The 19,636-nt window shown below is 43.4% G+C and carries 18 protein-coding genes; 16 read left to right on the forward strand and 2 right to left on the reverse strand.

Features of this window, described 5'->3' with window-relative positions:
- Positions 1-108: 108 nt before the first annotated feature.
- The 10 genes from ANCC_RS08345 to ANCC_RS08390 all read left to right on the forward strand — a co-directional run bounded on the left by ANCC_RS08345 (position 109) and on the right by ANCC_RS08390 (position 10,891).
- Positions 109-2,523, forward strand: a complete 2,415-nt coding sequence (locus tag ANCC_RS08345; RefSeq protein WP_009289740.1) for a glycyl radical protein — start codon at positions 109-111, stop codon at positions 2,521-2,523.
- A gap of 18 nt (positions 2,524-2,541) precedes the next feature.
- Positions 2,542-3,219 carry a transaldolase family protein gene (locus ANCC_RS08350; protein ID WP_006567103.1) on the forward strand — a complete coding sequence of 226 codons (678 nt, stop codon included), beginning with the start codon at positions 2,542-2,544 and terminating at the stop codon, positions 3,217-3,219.
- Positions 3,220-3,427: 208 nt separating this feature from the next.
- Positions 3,428-4,405: a Gfo/Idh/MocA family protein gene (locus tag ANCC_RS08355; RefSeq protein WP_006567102.1), complete on the forward strand. Its 978-nt coding sequence runs from the start codon at positions 3,428-3,430 to the stop codon at positions 4,403-4,405.
- Between the two features lie 10 nt (positions 4,406-4,415).
- Positions 4,416-4,880 carry a heme-degrading domain-containing protein gene (locus ANCC_RS08360; protein WP_006567101.1) on the forward strand — a complete coding sequence of 155 codons (465 nt, stop codon included), beginning with the start codon at positions 4,416-4,418 and terminating at the stop codon, positions 4,878-4,880.
- Positions 4,881-5,090: 210 nt separating this feature from the next.
- Positions 5,091-5,762 (forward strand): response regulator transcription factor, encoded by a 672-nt coding sequence (locus ANCC_RS08365; protein ID WP_006567100.1) that lies wholly within the window; start codon positions 5,091-5,093, stop codon positions 5,760-5,762.
- Entirely contained in the window at positions 5,747-6,673 is a 927-nt protein-coding gene (locus tag ANCC_RS08370; protein ID WP_006567099.1) for a sensor histidine kinase, read from the forward strand. The genes ANCC_RS08365 and ANCC_RS08370 overlap by 16 nt, the downstream gene beginning before the upstream one ends.
- A 98-nt stretch (positions 6,674-6,771) precedes the next feature.
- Positions 6,772-7,467 (forward strand): ABC transporter ATP-binding protein, encoded by a 696-nt coding sequence (locus ANCC_RS08375; protein ID WP_006567098.1) that lies wholly within the window; start codon positions 6,772-6,774, stop codon positions 7,465-7,467.
- Positions 7,454-9,940, forward strand: coding sequence for an ABC transporter permease (locus tag ANCC_RS08380; protein ID WP_006567097.1), 2,487 nt, complete (start codon positions 7,454-7,456; stop codon positions 9,938-9,940). The genes ANCC_RS08375 and ANCC_RS08380 overlap by 14 nt, the downstream gene beginning before the upstream one ends.
- On the forward strand, positions 9,933-10,076 hold the full coding sequence (locus tag ANCC_RS08385) for a hypothetical protein (RefSeq protein ID WP_156340525.1): 144 nt from the start codon (positions 9,933-9,935) through the stop codon (positions 10,074-10,076). The genes ANCC_RS08380 and ANCC_RS08385 overlap by 8 nt, the downstream gene beginning before the upstream one ends.
- Before the next feature lie 98 nt (positions 10,077-10,174).
- Positions 10,175-10,891, forward strand: a complete 717-nt coding sequence (locus ANCC_RS08390; protein ID WP_039930423.1) for an N-acetylmannosamine-6-phosphate 2-epimerase — start codon at positions 10,175-10,177, stop codon at positions 10,889-10,891.
- 79 nt (positions 10,892-10,970) lie between these two features.
- On the opposite strand, the gene ANCC_RS08395 is transcribed toward ANCC_RS08390, so the two are convergent.
- Both ANCC_RS08395 and ANCC_RS08400 read right to left on the reverse strand, forming a co-directional pair.
- Positions 10,971-11,942 (reverse strand): serine hydrolase domain-containing protein, encoded by a 972-nt coding sequence (locus tag ANCC_RS08395; protein ID WP_050754285.1) that lies wholly within the window; start codon positions 11,940-11,942, stop codon positions 10,971-10,973.
- A 113-nt stretch (positions 11,943-12,055) separates the two neighbouring features.
- The gene (locus tag ANCC_RS08400; protein WP_006567093.1) at positions 12,056-12,688 is read right to left on the reverse strand and encodes an HAD family hydrolase; all 633 of its coding nucleotides are present in this window, start codon (positions 12,686-12,688) and stop codon (positions 12,056-12,058) included.
- 170 nt (positions 12,689-12,858) lie between these two features.
- Between ANCC_RS08400 and ANCC_RS08405 the strand changes: the two genes are divergently transcribed.
- The 6 genes from ANCC_RS08405 (at position 12,859) to ANCC_RS08430 (ending at position 19,516) form a co-directional block, all read left to right on the forward strand.
- On the forward strand, positions 12,859-13,620 hold the full coding sequence (locus tag ANCC_RS08405) for a DeoR/GlpR family DNA-binding transcription regulator (RefSeq protein WP_006567092.1): 762 nt from the start codon (positions 12,859-12,861) through the stop codon (positions 13,618-13,620).
- A 31-nt stretch (positions 13,621-13,651) separates the two neighbouring features.
- Positions 13,652-15,703 (forward strand): BglG family transcription antiterminator, encoded by a 2,052-nt coding sequence (locus ANCC_RS08410; protein WP_006567091.1) that lies wholly within the window; start codon positions 13,652-13,654, stop codon positions 15,701-15,703.
- 190 nt (positions 15,704-15,893) lie between these two features.
- Positions 15,894-17,057 carry a mannitol dehydrogenase family protein gene (locus ANCC_RS08415; protein ID WP_006567090.1) on the forward strand — a complete coding sequence of 388 codons (1,164 nt, stop codon included), beginning with the start codon at positions 15,894-15,896 and terminating at the stop codon, positions 17,055-17,057.
- 19 nt (positions 17,058-17,076) lie between these two features.
- Entirely contained in the window at positions 17,077-17,703 is a 627-nt protein-coding gene (gene hxlA, locus ANCC_RS08420) for a 3-hexulose-6-phosphate synthase (RefSeq protein ID WP_006567089.1), read from the forward strand.
- A 19-nt stretch (positions 17,704-17,722) separates the two neighbouring features.
- Positions 17,723-18,280 carry a 6-phospho-3-hexuloisomerase gene (gene hxlB, locus ANCC_RS08425; RefSeq protein ID WP_009289729.1) on the forward strand — a complete coding sequence of 186 codons (558 nt, stop codon included), beginning with the start codon at positions 17,723-17,725 and terminating at the stop codon, positions 18,278-18,280.
- 27 nt (positions 18,281-18,307) lie between these two features.
- The gene (locus ANCC_RS08430; RefSeq protein ID WP_006567087.1) at positions 18,308-19,516 is read left to right on the forward strand and encodes an iron-containing alcohol dehydrogenase; all 1,209 of its coding nucleotides are present in this window, start codon (positions 18,308-18,310) and stop codon (positions 19,514-19,516) included.
- Positions 19,517-19,636 lie beyond the last annotated feature (120 nt).

Genomic DNA, 19,636 nt, shown 5'->3' on the forward strand with positions numbered 1-19,636 from the left:
TAATTAATTTTAATACAAAAACATCTTGACAAATATTTGGAAATGATGTAGATTTAAATTACAAACAAAACAAAGAAATATTACGAGTGAAATTTAAAGGAGGAGCTTATGGAAAATAAAGCGCATTTTGGATCACTGACAGACAGAATGAGTGCTTTTCGTGAAGAAGTCTTGGATGAGAAACCCTATATCGATGCTGAGAGGGCATTGCTGGCGACTCAGGCCTATAAAGAGAATCAGAATCAGCCCCGTGTTATGGTGAGAGCGCTTATGCTGAAGAAGATTTTGGAAAACATGACGATTTACATTGAAGACAAATCTGTGATCGCCGGCAACCAGGCAACGAAGAATGCCAATGCTCCGATTTTTCCCGAATACACAATGGAATTTATTCTGAACGAATTGGATCTCTTTGAGAAGAGAGATGGAGATGTATTTTATATAACAGAAGAAACAAAACAGCAGCTTCGTGAGATTGCACCATTTTGGGAGAATAATAATCTGCGCGCAAGAGGTGAGGCGCTTCTTCCTGATGAAGTCAGTGTCTTTATGGAAACCGGTGTTTTCGGCATGGAAGGAAAACTAAATGCAGGAGATGCCCATTTAGCAGTGAATTATGAAAGACTTCTGGCTGAGGGATTGAAAGGATATGAAGAAAGAACAAAGGCTTTCAAAGATGCTCTTGACTTTACTGATCCGGAGAGTGTTGATAAAAATGAATTTTATAAGGCTGTCTTGATTGTGATTGAGGCGGTTCATCATTTTGCACTGCGTTACAGCAGACTGGCAGAAGAATTAGCAGGCAAAGAGAAGGACCCGAAGAGAAAAGCAGAACTGGAAGAGATGAGCAGGATTTGTTCTAAGGTTCCGTATGAACCTGCATCTTCTTTCAAAGAAGCTGTACAGTCTGTCTGGTTCATTCAGCTGATCCTGCAGATCGAGTCAAACGGACACTCTTTAAGTTACGGAAGGTTTGACCAGTATATGTATCCGTATTATAAAAAAGAGATTCAGGACGGAACGATGACAGAGGAAGAGGCAGGAGAAATCCTGACATGTCTCTGGATCAAGACACTGACCATCAATAAAATAAGATCCCAGGCACATACCTTAAGTTCAGCCGGCTCTCCTATGTATCAGAATGTTACGATCGGCGGACAGACACCGGATAAGAAAGATGCGGTGAATGAATTAAGTTTTGCAGTACTTAAATCTGTTGCACAGACAAGGCTTACCCAGCCCAACCTGACGGTGCGGTATCATCAAAATATCAACAAGCAGTTTTTTGACGAATGTATCGAAGTTATGAAGCTTGGATTTGGAATGCCGGCACTGAACAATGACGAAATTATCATACCTTCTTTTATCAACTGGGGTGTCAAAGAAGAGGACGCTTATAATTACAGCGCCATTGGATGTGTAGAGACCGCAGTTCCCGGCAAGTGGGGATACCGCTGTACGGGAATGTCTTATATCAATTTTCCGAGAGTTCTGCTCTGTGCCATGAATAATGGCGTGGATCTGACAAGCGGAAAGAGATTTACAAAAGGTTATGGTTATTTTAAGGATATGGACTCCTATGAGGATCTGCTGGCAGCGTGGGATAAGACTGTAAGAGAAATGACCCGTTACAGTGTCATTGTTGAGAATGTCATCGATAAAGCATCTGAAAGAGATGTGCCGGATATTCTCTGCTCTGCGCTTACGGATGACTGCATCGGAAGAGGAAAGACCATCAAAGAAGGCGGAGCTGTTTATGATTTTATTTCCGGACTTCAGGTTGGAATTGCAAATATGGCAGATTCTCTGGCTGCGATTAAGCAGCTTGTTTACGAAGAAAAGAAAATTACAAAGGAGCAGCTCTGGAATGCGATTCTTGATGATTTCCAGTCTCCGGAGAATCAGAAGATTCAGGAGATGCTGGTCAATGACGTACCAAAGTACGGCAATGACAATGACGATGTAGACCTGCTGGTTCTTGAAGCATATGATTCTTACTTAGATGAAATCAAGAAATATCCAAACACTCGTTATCAGAGAGGACCGATCGGAGGGATACGCTACGGCGGCACATCTTCCATCAGTGCCAATGTGGGGCAGGGTATGGGAACTAAGGCAACGCCGGATGGAAGAAATGCATTTGAACCTTTAGCGGAAGGCTGCAGTCCTGCACATAATGCGGATAAAAACGGACCGACCGCGGTATTTAAAACTGTTTCTAAACTTCCCACAGAGAAAATAACCGGAGGTGTCTTATTAAATCAGAAGATGACGCCGCAGATGCTTTCTACGGAAGAGAACAAACAAAAGCTGGAAATGCTGATCCGTACATTTTTCAACCGACTGCACGGATATCATGTACAGTATAATATTGTGTCAAAAGAAACGCTGCTGGATGCGCAGGTACATCCGGAGGACCATAAAGATCTGATTGTCCGTGTGGCCGGATACAGTGCATTCTTCAATGTACTTTCTAAAAAAACACAGGATGATATTATTGAAAGAACAGAGCAGACACTGTAATTGAAAGGAAGATTTACCATGAAATTAATGATTGATGATGCGAACATCGAACGGATTAAGGAAATTTACGAATTTTATCCGGTGGATGGTGTGACCACGAATCCATCTATTTTGGCTAAAAGTAAAAGAAGTCCTTATGATGTACTCAAAGAAATCCGTGAGTTTATCGGGGATGAAGCGGAACTTCATGTGCAGACTGTGTCAGGCGATGCGCATGGAATTGCTGAAGAGGCACATAAAATCGTCAAAGAGCTCGGAAAGAATACTTATGTAAAAATTCCGGCTGTTCCTGAAGGATTTAAGGCAATGCAGGAATTAAAGAAAGAGGGTATTAAACTGACGGCAACTGCGGTTTATACACCGATGCAGGCGTTCCTTGCAGCAAAGAGCGGGGCATCCTACGCAGCCCCTTATATTAACCGGATTGATAATATGGGATATAACGGTATCCAGGCTGCAAAAAAAATCCATGATATTTTCAGGAATAATGGACTGAACACAGAAGTGCTGGCAGCCAGCTTTAAGAATTCTCAGCAGGTGCTGGAACTATGTGAATACGGAATCGGCGCTTCTACAGCCGCACCGGATGTGATTGAAGGATTGGTAAAAAATCAGGCAATCACATCAGCGATTGATGACTTTGTGAAAGATTTTGAGGGATTAACAGGCATAGGAAAGAACATGACCAGCTGCTGAGATCAGTGAATGTACGCAGAGAAGACAGGATTTACTATTTACAGTAACTCCTGTCTTTTTCCGTGAGATGCCTCTAAGTAAGCTTTCTGCCGATTGCTGTTCTGTGCAAAGTGAAAACAAAAGTTGGGAAGGTTGACAAAAAAGATCCAACACAATAAAATAATAGTAACCAATATAAAACAATAGCCACACGGAAGGATGAGATCATATGGTCAGATTTGCAGTAATCGGAACAAATTTTATAACAGACAATTTCATGGATGCGGGGAGCCAATGTGAAGGCTTTAAGGTTCAGGCAGTGTATTCAAGGAGTATGGAAAAGGCAAAAGAGTATGCAGAGAAATATGGGATCGAAGACTGCTATGATTCCCTTGATGCTCTGGCGGCTGCAAAAGACATCGATGCAGTTTACGTGGCATCTCCCAACGCGCTCCATGCAGGACAGAGTATAAAGATGCTGAAAGCCGGCAAGCATGTCCTGTGTGAAAAAACCATTGCATCTAATTCCGGCGAATTAGAGCAGATGCTCAAGGCCGCAGAAGAAAATCAAGTCATGGTCATTGAAGCGATGCGTTCCGTGTTCGACCCTGGTTTTGCGGCAATTCAGGAAAATCTTCCGAAGCTCGGAAAGATCCGCAGGGCAACGTTCCAGTACTGCCAGTATTCCAGCCGGTATGACAATTTTAAAAAAGGAATCATAGAAAACGCATTTAAACCGGAGCTGTCCAACGGATCTCTGATGGATATCGGCGTCTACTGTGTGCATCCGATGGTAAAACTGTTCGGACTGCCCAATGAAATCTCAGCTCACTGCCTGAAACTTTCCAACGGAGTGGATGCGTCCGGAACCATTGTGGCTATGTATGATGAAATGCAGGCGGAGCTTATGTACTCTAAGATTACAAATTCCGCACTTCCAAGCCAGATCCAGGGAGAAGAGGCTTCTATGATCATAACGGAAATTCCGGATACAACAAAGATCGAGATTGTCTATCGGAACGGTGATAGAGAAGAGATCAAAATAGACAAAAAGGCCAACAACATGTATTATGAGATAGAGGAATTCATTCGGCTGGCAGAGGCAAAAGAAAGTGCGCAGATACATAATCAGTACTCTGTATTGGAGCTGAAGGTCATGGATGAAGCGAGAAAACAGATGGGAATCGTATTCCCGGCAGATCAATAGGGAGGAAGTCATGGAAGATATCAAAACATTAATTGATCAGATGAACGAGGAGCAGAAAGAACTTGTTCTCAAATCATTCACAAACGAAGAAGCCTGTGCTTTGGGTATCCAAATGTACCAGAAAGCTTTGAAAGAAAACAAACCGATTGTCATTTCCATTACAAAGAACAGAAAGCAGATTTTTTATGCGGCAATGGAGGGCACGTCTAAGAACAACGAAGACTGGGTCCGCAGGAAAGAAAACACGGTTTATGATTTTGAAAAAAGTTCTTACGAAATGAAATTGTCGATGGATCTCAAACAGGATGACATGTGGAATCGGTATGGGCTGGAAAAAGGTGATTATGCGCAGGCAGGAGGAAGCATTCCGGTCTTTGTTTCCGGGACAGGAATGATCGGAACCGTGACCGTATCCGGAATGGCTCAAAGTGAAGACCACGCCTTTGTAACAGAGGCATTAAAAACGCTGAAATAAAAGTTGTTATTTCTATACTAAAATAAATTCGGTAAAATCAAATCAGGGACTGCTGTGCCATGACGGAGAAATCGGTTATGTACAGCAGTTCCTTTGTTATTTTTTTAAGATCACAATATCGTGATAATCACCGGAGTGAAGGTCTTTTGGCTTAATTGTATGATAAAATAGAAGCTGAAGACAGATGAAAATGCGGAAAGAAGGTACAAAATGCAGAAAATACTGATCGTGGAAGACGACCGGGAGCTAAACCGGACGATCTGCTATGCGCTGAAAAAAGAGGGGTATGACATATATTCAGCGTATTCGGTTTGTGAGGCGAAAGCCATATATCGACAAGAAAAAATGGAACTGATTTTATTGGATGTTAATCTGCCGGACGGAGAAGGATTTTCTCTCTGCAGATGGATGAAAGGACAGAGGGAAGTCCCGGTTTTGTTTCTGACAGCGAGAGATTTGGAGGAGGATGCCCTGGAGGGCTATGGTTCCGGGGCGGAAGACTACATTACAAAGCCGTTTTCTATCAGAATATTAAAAGAAAAAATCCGCGTGGTTTTAAAGAGGGAAAAGACCGGCAGAGAAAATTTCTTTGACGATGGATTTTTAAAGATAGATTTTGAGAGGGCAAAGGTAGAGGCGGGCGGAAAAGAATGTATGGTTACTCCTACGGAATTTCGGCTGCTCCGTCAGTTTGTCCTGAACAGAGGACAGCTTCTGACCTACGCTGTGCTGCTTGAACGTATCTGGGACAGCGGGGGCTGCTTCGTGGATAAACACGCTCTGGCAGTCAACGTAAACCGTCTGAGAAAAAAGATCGAGGACGGAGAGCATCATTATATTTCTAATATTTATGGGATGGGATATCAATGGCTGGAATCATGACAGCAGCGGCATGCTGCCTTTTTTTCATATCGGTTTTTATGGGCATAAAAATATGGAAGCTAAAACGGGATGTTTTCTTCTTCAGCGACCGTCTGATCCGGTGTCTGAACGATATGACCTGCGGCAGGGAGCCGGAAAATATAGAAGAAGAGGGAGATACTCTGTGGAATAAAGTTTACGAAAGGCTTCAGAAGCTGGAGCGCATCTGGAAGAGGGAAAGCGCAGAAAATCTGGAAGAGAAGAAAAAAATGAAAAGCCTGATCTCGGATATTTCCCATCAGACGAAAACTCCCATTGCGAATATCAAGCTCTATGAGGAGGTGTTGCTGGATGAAGGACTGGATTCGGCAGAAGCAGGGGAATTTCTCCAAAAGATAAGGATTCAGACTGAAAAGCTGGATTTTCTTCTGCAGAGCATGGTAAAAATGTCCCGTCTGGAGACAGGAATCATAGAAGTCCGCTGTATGAAATTACCTTTGTGCGGGACGCTTCAAAGAGCAGTGGAGGCAATCGTTTTGAAAGCCGAGAAAAAGCAGATACGCCTGTCTGTGGACTGCGATGAGGACATTGTGGTACATCATGATACAAAGTGGACGGAGGAGGCTGTCTTTAACCTGCTCGACAATGCGGTAAAGTATACCGGCAGAGAAGGAAATATTGAAATCTCGGTGTCAGTCCAGGAGATATTTACGAAGATCAGTATCAGGGATTCCGGGAAGGGGATTGCCCTGGAGCGTCAGGCAGAGATTTTTACAAGGTTTTACCGGGAACCGGAGGTGTATGACCAGGAGGGGATCGGTGTGGGGCTTTATCTGGCGAGGAAGATCATAACAATGCAGGGAGGCTATATCCAAGTCTGTTCTGAGGTTGGAAAAGGTTCCGATTTTCAGATTTACCTGCCCAATGGGTGATAGAAGGAAAGTTACAGTACTGTGAAATTTTATGTCTGTGAACGGTTTGTGATTTTTATAAGTTATGATTGCAGTATCAAAGGAAAGGAGATCAATCTATGGAATCATATATAGTAGAGACACGGGCATTGAAAAAATATTATCAGCTGGGGACGAACGTTGTGAAAGCGCTGGATGGGGTAGACTTCAGGGTGAAAGATCAGGAGTTTGTATCCATTATCGGTAAATCGGGAAGCGGGAAGAGTACGCTCCTTCATATGATCGGAGGGCTGGATGTGCCGACGGAAGGTGAGGTGTATATAGACGGAAAGAATCTTGCCAAAATGAACAGGGAACAGCTCGCGGTCTTCCGCAGGAGAAAAATTGGATTCATATTTCAGAATTACAATCTTGTCCCGGATTTAAATCTGTATGAAAATGTAACCCTGCCCATTGAACTGGATGGAGACTGTGTGGACAGAGAATTCATTGATGAGATCCTGAATCTTTTGAAACTGCAGGAGAAAAAAGAGGCGCTGCCCAATACCCTGTCCGGAGGACAGCAGCAGAGGGCGGCCATTGCCAGAGCCATTGCATCGAAACCTTCGATGATCCTGGCGGATGAACCTACGGGGAATCTGGACACTGCTTCCAGCCATGATGTGCTGGGGCTTTTAAAAGCGGTAGCGGGTCGGTTTAAACAGACCGTTGTTCTGATTACCCATGATCAGGATATTGCACAGCTTTCAGACCGCATCGTTCACATCGAGGACGGACGGATCATGAGAGGAAGTGATGCGTATGCTGGAAAATAATAACCGGAAGATCATTACAAAGATGGCCGTGTCTTCACTTAGAGGAAACAAGCCTAAATCTGCCGTGATGATCATCGCCGTCATGCTGTCTTCTTTTATGCTGTTCAGTGTGTTTACGGTCGGAAGTACTTATTTTAAAATGCAGCAGGTGCAGAATATTCATTTACACGGCGCAGATTTTGATGCAGTCCTGCACGGCGGTTATTCAGAGCAGCAGCTGAAACAGTGCAAAAATAATCAGGATGTCAGAGTTGCAGGAGCAGGAGCATATGCAGGCGCCGCAGTGAAAACAGACGCAGACGATACACTTCATACCGGACTGATCTGGTGTGATGAGACGAATTGGAGTGTCATGATGAAGCCTGCCAGAAAGCGGGTAAGAGGCTACTATCCGAAAAAGGAAAATGAACTGATGGTCACGAAAGCAGCCCTGAAAGACTGCGGGAAAGAAAATCTGGATGTTGGAGATACCTTTGATCTGACTTATACAGACCAGAACGGTACTCACACGAAAAACTTTCTTATTTCCGGAATATGGGAAGGATACGGTGAGCAGGAGCTGTTTTATGTATCAGAAGCATTTTATAACAAGACCGGATATCAGCTGAATCAAATGGGTGTGCTGTATGTAAAATTTAAAAATAAAATACTGACAGAAGATCAGAGGACGAAGTTTCAGGAGAGTATACATCTGAATAAGCGGCAGAATTTTCAATTTACAGGAGAAACGGAGAAATCTGCAGGTATCTTTGCGGGAATGGCCGGTCTGGTCCTGGTCACCTGCCTGAGTGCCTATCTGCTGATCTATAATATTTTGTACCTGTCCGTTTCAGGAAATATCCGTTACTATGGGCTGATGCAGACCGTGGGAATGTCCTCAAGGCAGATTCGTCTATTGATGAAAACTCAGATAATGATGATAGGAACAGCCGGGGTGGGCGGAGGAATCCTGCTCGGTTTTTTAACATCCTTTCTGCTGATCCCGAAGATTGTGCGGACGCTCGGCATCAGGGAAAGCGCAATCCCTGTCACATTTCATCCGGCAGTCTTTTTCATTACAATTTTTATTACGGGGCTGACCGTTTATTTCGGAGGCAGAAAGCCAATGAAGAAGGCGGTTTCTGTTACACCTGTGGAGGCGCTCAATTACCGTCTTACATCGGCAGGAAAGAAAACGCATAAAACAAGAAATGGAAGTCTCCTGTGGAGAATGGCCGCAGATCAGTTTTGTAAGGACAAGAAAAAAACAGGAATTGCAGTCCTCTCCCTTGCTGCCAGTCTGTCGATGTTTTTATGTTTGATCACGATCATCCAAAGTCACGGAGCCAGAACGATCATGTCAAACTATATGGACACGGATTTAGTAGTCAGCAATGATACTCTGATGAAAGAGGAAGATGAAAAATGGGAACAGATACTTAAACCATCTTTGATAAAAGAATTGAAAAAGAGCAAAGATATCCGGGAAGTGCACCCGCTGCGCTGTTCAAAGATCATTGTCCCATGGGAACCGGAATTCTCAGATGTGTGGATGAGAGAGTTTTATGAGAAGTGGATGTATACGCCTTATAAAGACGATGTCAGCGATTATAAAAAGCATCCGGAGAAATATTATTCTGTCATGCAGGGAATTGATAAAGAGGAATTTGAGCACTTAAATGAGAGTCTCATACAACCGGTAGATCAGGAACTTTTTGAAAGCGGTAAGATTTGTATTATCTATGGGCCGGGCATGGATCTTTCCGGTCAGATCGATAAAAAAGCAAGGGTAAAATTTTATCTGTCAGAAAATAAAAACAAAAAGTTCCAGCTAAGAATTGCAGGCATGACCGACGACAGTTATTATGGCAGAACTTCAGGAAAGGCACCAGTTGTTATTGTCAGTGAATCATTTATGAAGAAGCACGTCATGAATCCGTATATTTCAAAACTGAATATCCGGTATACAAAAGAATATGATGATGAAACAGAAGGCAGAATCAGAAAAAAACTGAGTCAAAGCCCTTATGCTAAAGATGTGTCCTATGAATCCAGGATCGACAGCATGAAGGATATCCAAAAGGCCCAGGGAAATATGACCGGAGTCGGTGTGGGAATTGCCCTTATTCTTGCATTGATCGGACTGATGAATTATATCAATACGGTGTTTGGAAATATCCAGAACCGGAAGGTGTCTCTGGCTGTCATGGAAAGTGTGGGAATGACCGAAAAACAGGTGAAAAAGCTTCTGGTCAGGGAGGGGCTACTGTTTGCGGGAACTTCTCTGGCACTGACGGCAACGGCTGGCCTTTTTATCACTTATCAGTACTATCAGACGATGAATTACATGAACATTCCATTTCAAATTCCGGCCGTTCCGGTTTTGGCAGCTGTCTTGTTATCTGCGGCTGTATGCATTGGAATTCCTCTGGCCGCATACCGGATTATTCGGGGAAAGGCACCGGTGGCAGAAAGGATACGTGGGTTTGAATGATGAAAAAGGAAAAACCGGAAGAAAAAATGAAGGCCATGAAAGAATTCTGCCGTATCATTCTGCTGATATCATTGTTGATTACCATGATTTTGATCTTTCATATACTGATGATGTAGATGGCGGCGTAATTTTATGATGTACAGGACAGACCAGGTGTCAAATGGTGTATTTTATGTTATGATAAAAGACAGAAAAGACGTACAAGGCAACATAGACATAAAAGGAGATGGAATCATGAACACAACAGATGCAGAAAAGAGAAAAATACTGGATTCTATGAAAGGTTTAATCGTATCCTGCCAGGTAGTGCCTGAAGATCCGATCTACACAGATGATATGGTAGTCAAGATGGCAGAGGCCGCACAGTGGGCAGGGGCAGTCGGAATCCGGGCCAATTCTCCGGAGCAGATCAGAGCCATTAAAAAAGCAGTGGATCTGCCGGTGATCGGTTTATATAAGATCAGGAGAGGTGATGAAGAGGTTTTTATCACTCCGACTCTGGAGGCCGCAAAGCAGGTCTGGGAAGCGGGAGCAGAGATCATTGCCATGGACTGTACGGACCGAATGACAAAAGAAGGCCGCCGTGCATGGGAACTTGTAGCGGATGTGAAAAGGGAAATCCCTGAGGCCATGATCTTTGCCGATGTCTCCAACTATGACGAGGCCAAAAGAGCGGCCGACTTGGGTGTCGATATTGTGGCGCCTACTCTGTTTGGATATACGGAGGCAACAAAGCATTTTGAAACCCAGGATATGAGGGCATTTGCAAAGATGTGCCGGGATCTTGGCAGCGATGTGTATATGATGATGGAAGGGCATATCAATACTCCGGAAGAAGCAGTGAAATGCCTGTATCTGGGGGCACATGCAGTGGTTGTCGGAAGTGCTATCACAAGGCCGCATCTGACGGCCAAGAGATTTGCGGATCTGATCTCAGGGTATCGGGAATAATTTATAACGGGAAGCCTGCTCATGGAAATTCAACAAAAATTCCATGGGCAGGCTGTTTTTGAATGTTTAGAAATAAATTTTACTGAAATTTCGGTTCTATATAGTTCTGAATAAAGTCTATTCGATCCTTCGCTCTGGGTTTAAACAGGGAAGCGATGGCTACGGTCAGGTTTTTCTTCATGTTGACGTAGATTACATTTCCACCGTCTCCCATTGCTGCAAAGCCTTCTTCGTGGAGCCACCATAAATACCCGTAAGCAAGGTTCTCCTTAATCCAGCGGCTGTGCTCTTTCGTGCTCTCGCTGATCCATTCTGCTGAAACAATAGGTTTTCCGTTCCACAGTCCGCCATTTAGATATAACTGACCCAGTTTTGCCATATCCGCAGCCGAGAGGGTAAGGCCCCAGCCTCCTGTGTTTGTACCGGACGGGTCAGAGACCCAGCCGCTGATATCCGTGGCTTTGTTAAATGCCAGCTGTTCTTCCTTGGAATGAAATACGATGCTGCGCTCCGCGGTAATTTTAAGCGGTATGAATAAATTTTCCCGGGCAAATTCAAATACAGACTGGCCGGCAGCTTGTTTTAAAATACCTGTCAAAAGATCCGGTCCGATCAGAGGAGCATATCTGAATTGGCCTGGTTTTCCCCTGCCTCCCAGTAAATCAAGCGTAAACGTTACCATGTCATCGCTGGTGAAGTATTTGACGTAGGGGGCAATTTTGTATTTGTACGGGGCTGTCATCGTCAGCAAATGTTTCAGTGTGATATTCTGTATGGTTTTTTCTCTCTGGTTTGGGACGTAGTCAGGGAAAAAATCTAAAACCTTCTGGTCAATGTCTGTGATGAAGCCTTTGTCCATGGCGATTCCGATCAAAATAGAGACAATGCTCTTTGTAACAGAATATATATGAACGCGGCTTTCGGCGGTACAGCCGTTAAAGTACTGCTCATACTGCATTTCACCGTCCTTTAATACGACGATGCCTGCTGTATTGCCATAGTCTTTGTTGATGATCGCTTCAAGTTCTTTCATGTCTTGCTGAGTTGTCATAATTTCTCCTTTCATCCATTGGTTTATGTGATAAAGGATATCCTTAATGTAAGCATAAGTTCATTAAAAATTGTTTACAACCCCTAATTTTAAAAAAATGAGAAAAGAACTTTTTATTGTTCCAGTAATCTGTGTAATTCTCTGAAATCGTCAATGGAGTATTCTGGGTTATCCACATGGCCAAAGCCATAAGATGCCCATACAAAAGAGATCCCGGCTTTTTTCGCACTTTCGGCATCTCCCTTTGTATCCCCGATATATATGGGAGACTTCAGCCGGCTGCGCTCCATGACAAGTTTTATGTTTTCTACTTTTGATAATCCGGTACGACCCTGTTCTTCATAGTCCATGATCCAGGGAGAGAGTTTGTTTCTTCTCATAAACGCACGGACATAACCGCTGGGGCAGTTGCTTACGATAAACAGGGGATACTGCTGTGCAAGTTTTTTAATTGTATCTTTTACTCCCGGATAAGTCCGGTCGGTGTTCAGGGATTCGACAAGTTTTATCTGGTGATTTCCACAGTCCTCCATGAGTTTGTACCGTTCTTTTGGAGGAAGGTGAGACATAAACAGATCAGCCACTTCCTTTGGAGGAATCCCGAATACAGAGGTGAGATTTTCAGATGTAAAGTTTATTTCAGGATGACCCTGATTGTGGGCTTCCCTGGTAAGCGCCAGAGCAATCTCATCTCTTACGTCCCACAGTGTTCCATCAATATCAAAAATAATTCCGTCAATTTTCATCTATTTGATTCCTTTCTATTTATTTTTCAAAGATATGATGTTATTCTATAATATTTTCGGAAATTATCAAGATTTGATTGAAAAAATGAAGTTCGAAACTAAAAGTGCTCGTCTTATGATTGAAAACGATCAAATTTTCGCATATAATTGATAACAAAGGGAGGAATCTTATGAGTTTTGAAGACCGTGAAAGGAAAATTATCCAGTTAGTAAAAGAGAAAAATTACATTTCGGTCAAAGAACTGACAAAGCTTTTGTATGTCAGTGAGCCGACAATTCGCAGGGACTTGACGCTGTTAGAAAAGAAGGGTCTGCTGAAGAGAAACCGGGGCGGCGCTTCTTATGTAAGCAGGCAGCAGACCCAATACCCACAGGCATTCCGGCACGATGAAAATATACAGGAGAAAAAATATATCGCGAGGCTTGCGTCACAGTTTGTCCAAAATGGTGACTCTGTTTTTATGGATGCCAGCAGTTCCTGTTTTTATCTGGCTCAATATATCAACCGGGATAAAAAGTTAAATGTCATGACGCATGGCTTTGCCGCGGCCAAGGAACTGGCAAAATCATCAAACATAAATGTAGAAGTCGTATGCGGAAAATACGATATTTTCAATGATGCAGTCTACGGTGCAGATGCCTGCAATTATGTGAGGTCCCGCTATGCAGACATCTGTTTTATGTCGATGGGCGGTCTGGATGTTTCACAGGGACTGACAAACTTATATTTAGAAGATGCGGAGATCACCAGGGTATATCATCAGCAGGCTAAAAAAACCATTTTGCTGGCAGACCACACAAAAATAAACTGTAAATATTATATAAAAGTATTTGATCTGGCGGAGATCGACGTATTGATCACCGACCGGCCGCTGCCGGAAGAATTTGATGCTTTTTGTTTTGATCATGATATAGATGTGATCTTTGAATAGGATGTGTTAAAATGTTTTTGAGGTGAGAACGATGCAGATGTCGAATCGGATTAAAGAAATAATAGAAGTGATTCTGAACAGTAAAGGTTATGTGACGATCGGTGAAATCGCGAAGCAGATCAATGTGTCTGACCGCACGGTATACCGTGAGATTCCGGAAGTCACAGAGATTATGAGGGAATACGGAGTACAGCTTAATACAGTCAGCAAGAAAGGCATGGCCGCAGTGGGGAGCTTAGAGGACATGAAATCTCTGCGCATTTCTCTGGGGATGGAAAAACAGATTTATATTGTAGATCCCAGAGAACGAATTGATTTTATTTTATTATATCTTCTTCAGCAGGATGATTACATAAAAACAGAAGCACTGGCCATTGACCATCATACATCCGTGCCCACAGTGCGAAATGACCTGAAAAAGGTAAAGGAGCAGTTAGGTGTGTACGATCTTCACCTGATCCAGAAAAAGGGGGAGGGAATCCTGCTCACAGGCAGTGAGATCGAGAAGAATGCGCTGATGATCAATATTCTTCTGAATCATGCAGATGAAGCCACTCTCTATCAATGGCTGAGGAGAGAAGGGGATGTGTCGAATCCGTTTACAAAGAGGATGGAAGAGTACGGATATCTCGATGTGATGTCGGCATGTTACCTTAGAATGAAAAATATCATACGGGATCAGTGTGAACTGCCGGCTATGATCAAAGACCGGGAGTACTTGGAATATATACTGCTGATCGCCATGATGATCGGCTGTCATCAAAAGGGACAGCCCTATGAGAAAGTGTTTGAGACTGAGAATTTTAAAGGAGAAGAACAGAGGGTTACCCGGCAGGTGAAAAGAGAGCTGGAAGAGGAATTTCATATTCTGCTGAGCCAGGAGGAAGAACAGTATATAAAATGGGTGCTTCATATGGGAATGATCCAGGATACATCAAGCGTCTATACGGTCAAAAACCGTATTCTGGATTCTAAAATCCATACATTCATTGAATATGTGGAAGACCGTATGGGGCTTCAGCTGATCCGGGACAAAGAATTAAAAGAAAGCCTGTATGTTCATATAGAGAGGGCTTTGACAAGAATCCGAAGCGGTATGTGTATTTCTAATCCGCTGATCGAGGATGTGAAAAAAGACTATGAAGAACTGTTCGGGATTATCCGGGAAGGTGCAGACAGGATTTTTCAGGATGATTTCTTCCCCGATGATGAGATCGGCTATCTGGTACTTTATTTTGCAGTGTCTCTGGATAAAGTCATGAAGCGTTCATTCCGGATTCTCGTCGTCTGTTCCGGCGGCATGGGCTCTTCCAAAATGCTCGCCCACCGGGTAGAACAGGAAATTCCGGAAATATGCGTGAGCAAAGAGGTATCGCTGGTCGGGTTCGGTCAGGAAAATCTGGACGAGTATGATCTGATCTTATCCACAATTCCTCTCTATATTGATAAACGGAATTATCTGAAAGTATCGCCGCTTTTAAGCAGTAATGAATTGGAACAAATCCATGAAGCGATCAAACGCCACAAATATAAAACGATGCGCAAGATAACGGTCCGGGAACAGGAACGCCGCCAGCTGGAATCCAGGGATAATATAGAATCGCTTGAAACACTGCGCCTGCTCATGGATACAGGCTTGAGAGTTATCAGACAATTCAGGATCGTTGAGACAAGGGAAAAAGATTTAAAAAACAACCTTCTGCGGATATTATCGGAAGAAAGCCTGTGTTCCCTGCCGGAAACAGAAGAAAAAATGAAGAAACAGCAGTCCTACTATATTCCGGTAACGGACATGGTCTATTACGAAGCAGTCCTTGCCCGAATGCCGGAACCGAAGCTTTTTGCTGCTCACTATCATGACGATCAATATTTGTCCAACGGAGAAAAGTACACGGATGTCATTTATGCCGTTTATCCGGATCAGGCGTCGGAATATGAAAAAAATATTTTAAATCGTATGCTGGAAAGTGTGATCGAGGACAGGGATATCCAGGAAATGATCCACAGAGCAGATGAGAAAGGAGTCAGACAGTGGTTCGGATATCAGTTTAAACAGTATCTGGCGGAACTGCTGGCTGTATAATACAAAAAACGGACATTCCGAACAGAATGCCCGTTTTTTTTGTGTCTGTGCCACAGTGATAATTTTGTCAAAATAAAATTGAAAAAAACAGAACTGGAACAGATGGATTTTCCAAAACAAGCTTTCTATAATAAGATCATAGGCAAACAACACACCTTTAACATTATGATTTGTAGAAAAGGAGATTTTTATGAAAGCGGTACATTTTGGAGCAGGAAAAATCGGCAGAGGATTTATAGCAGACTTATTACATAATACAGGATATGAGATTACGTTTGTCGATGTAAATGAAAAATTAAATGCTGAGATGAATCAGTATCACAATTATTACCTGTATGTAATCCAGGAAGATTACAGAAGAAAAGAGATCGATAAAGTCTCTGCATTATCTCCGATTACGCAGCCGGAAGAAGTGACACAGGCGATTACAGACGCCGATCTGGTGACAACAGCAGTCATCGCAGACAATTTTCCAAAGATCGCAAACAACCTGGCAGCTGGATTAAAAGCCAGATTAGACGCAGGAAAAGAAAGGGTCAATGTAATCCCATGTGAGAATGCTTTTTACTGCGGGGTTATGTTAAAGAAAGAACTGTTAAAGACAGGGATTCTCACAGAGGAGGAACTGGATAAGATCGCCGGAATCCCGAGCACAGCAGTGGACCGTATGGTGTTTGCAGCTGACCGTGACGGAAGAGACGGAATTGATGTGGGCAATACATTTGAACTTGTCATTGAAAAAGAGCAGTTGGTGGACCCGGATGCCGAGCCGATCAAAGATGCAGAATATGCTGACAACCTCGATAAGTATTTAGAAAGAAAACTTTGTGTTGTCAATGGCGGACATACGATGTCAGCTTACATCGCCCGCCAGATGGGTTATGATATTATTCAGGACTACTTTATGGTGCCGGAAAACAAACAACTGACGAGAGACATTATGCTTCAGGCCGGCGCATTTATCGAGAAAAAACATGGTTTTGCACATGAAGATATGGTTGATTATATTGACGCTACCATCGGACGCTGGTCTACACCAGGTGTCAAAGATACTGTTGAGCGGATCGCTAAAGCTCCGATCCGGAAGCTGGATCCGGAAGACCGTATGGTGAAACCGGCTGTTCAATGTGAAGAGTACGGACTTGCAAATGACCTGATCCTGAAGGGAATCGCGGCAGCATTCTTATATGACATGGACGGGGATGAGCAGGCTGCCCAGATTCAGGCATATATCAGTGAAAACGGAATTGAAAAAGCAGTTTCACACTATACCGGAATCGAAGCTGGAAGCAGAATTTATAATGAAATTTTAAAATATTATAACGAGTATGCAGCCCAAAAAACAAATAAATAAATTTTAGGAGGAAAAAAGAATGAAATTACAGCTGGCATTGGATGAAATGAATCTTGTGGACGCCCTGCGTTTTGCCGATAAGGTTGCGGAACATGTTGACATTATTGAAGTGGGAACACCTTTTGTTATGGACGAAGGAATGAGGGGAGTGCGTGAATTTCACCGTTTCTTCCCGGATAAGGAGATCCTGGCGGATTTAAAGATCATGGACGGAGGATATTTAGAAGCAAGCTATGCCTATGAGGCAGGGGCTGCCTATGCTACCATTTTGGGAGTTTCTGATAATTTGACAATAGAAGGAGCCTTAAAAGCTGCCAGAGATTATGAAAGAAAACTGGTCGTAGATATGATTTGTGTGGAAGACCTTCCGGCAAGGATCGCAAAAATGGAAGAGATCGGAGTGGATATCCTGGCTGTGCACACCGGAGCCGACCAGCAGGCAGCGGGAAGAGAACCTATTCAGGATCTGGAAGTTATGACAGCAAATGCAAAGAAATCTCAGATTGCCGTAGCAGGAGGAATCAACAGTAAGACTATCGGCAAATATGTAGAATTAAAACCAGATATCGTGATCGTTGGATCTGCTATCGGTCATGCGGATGATCCGGTTGCAGAAGCAAAAGCAATTCAAGATGCATTATTATAATCAAGGAGGAAGAAAGAATATGAGCGAGTGCAAAAATGTTTTTTCCATTTTAAACGAATTAATGGAAAACGCAAAAGAAATCCAGAATGAAGACGTGTTAAAGGTAGAAGATCTGATTATGAACGCAAAAAGGATCTTCGTAGGCGGAGCAGGGCGGTCCGGCTTTGCTGCCAGAGGGTTCTCTAACCGGCTGATGCATTTGGGATTTCAGGTTTATTTTGTGGGGGAGCCTACGACTCCTAGTATCCAGGAAGGTGACCTGCTGATTGTCGGTTCAGGCTCAGGGAATACAGCCAGCTTAGTTTCCAATGCCAAGACTGCAAAGGCTCAGGGAGCAAAGGTTGCGACTGTCACAATGTTCCCAGAAAATAAGATAGGTTCTATGGCAGATGCGGCCATCCGCATTCCGGGAGTGACAGAAAAATGTGCAGGCCAGGGAAAAGGCAGCGTCCAGTCTTCCGGGTCTTCTTTTGAAGAATTGACATGGATCACATATGACGCTATCGTCATGGATTTGATGAGGATCACAAAACAGGGTGACAAGGAATTGTTTGCACGTCACGCAAATATGGAATAATTAAGACGGAAACGGAAGGAGATTCAAATGAATGATTTTACATTTTTAAGCCCTACCAGACTGGTTGTGGGAAGAGATGCAGAAAAAGAAACGGGAAAATGGATCAAAGAATACGGCGGAACAACCGTGCTGGTACATCACGACAGCGGATTTGTAAAACAAAACGGATTTGTCGACAAAGTGATCGATATGTTAAAAGCAGACGGATTGAAGGTAGTGGAACTCGGAGGAGTTGTCCCGAACCCTCATTTGTCAAAGGTTTATGAGGGGATCGAACTCTGTAAGAAAGAGGGCGTCGATTTTCTTCTGGCCATCGGCGGAGGAAGCGTTATCGATTCTACAAAGGCGATTGCCATGGGTCTTCCTTATGAAGGAGACGTCTGGGATTTCTTTATCGAAGAAGACGGGGTACCTCATGATGTGCCGACAAAGAGTACTCCTCTAGGTGTCATTCTTACCATTGCCGCCACAGGAAGTGAGGCGTCTAACAGCTGTGTTATTACAAAAGCAGACGAAAACTTAAAACGGTTCTGTGACAATGACATCAACCGTGCCAGATTTGCCATTGAAAATCCGGAACTTACAATGACTCTGCCTCCATTCCAGACGGCATGCGGTATCATTGACATCATGTCTCACTCCTTTGAGAGATATTTTACTCCTGAAAAGGAAAATGACATACTGACGGACTATTTATGTGAGGCTATTTTCCACACATGTATGGACTGCGGACGGATTCTCATGAAAGATCCGGAAAATTACGAGGCAAGAGCCAGCATCATGGTGGCATCGACCCTTTCGCACAATGGTCTGACCGGCATGGGAAGAACCGGCGACTGGGCATCCCATTTCATCGAGCATGAGTTATCCGGTGAATACCAGAGCGTAACTCACGGAGCAGGGCTTGCGGTGATTACTCCTGCATGGATGAAATATGTGTACAAAGACAATATGGACAAATTTATAAAATGGGCAACTCGTGTTATGGGAGTGTCTATGGACTATGGCGATCCGGAGAGAACTGTACTGGAAGCCATCGACCGTTTAGAATTGTTTTTCTTAAGCCTTGGAGTTCCGACAAAATTAAGGGATGTTCCCGGAGTTGAGGATTTAGATGAAGAAGTGATGGAGCGCATGGCGAAACGAGTACGCGTTGTCCATGAGGACGGAAGCATCGGCTGGGTGCGCCGCTTAAATACAGAAGATATTGTAGAAATATTTAAACTGGCGATGTAAAAAATAATGAAAGAAAGTCCCACAGTGAAAAAGACTGCTGTCTTTTATCACTGTGGGACTTTCTGCGGTTTGGTGAAAAGTTTTATACTTATTTTATTGATAATCAGTCAAAATTGACAT

Origin of the sequence: Anaerostipes caccae L1-92 (genome assembly GCF_014467075.1) — a bacterium.
Lineage (GTDB): Bacteria > Bacillota > Clostridia > Lachnospirales > Lachnospiraceae > Anaerostipes > Anaerostipes caccae.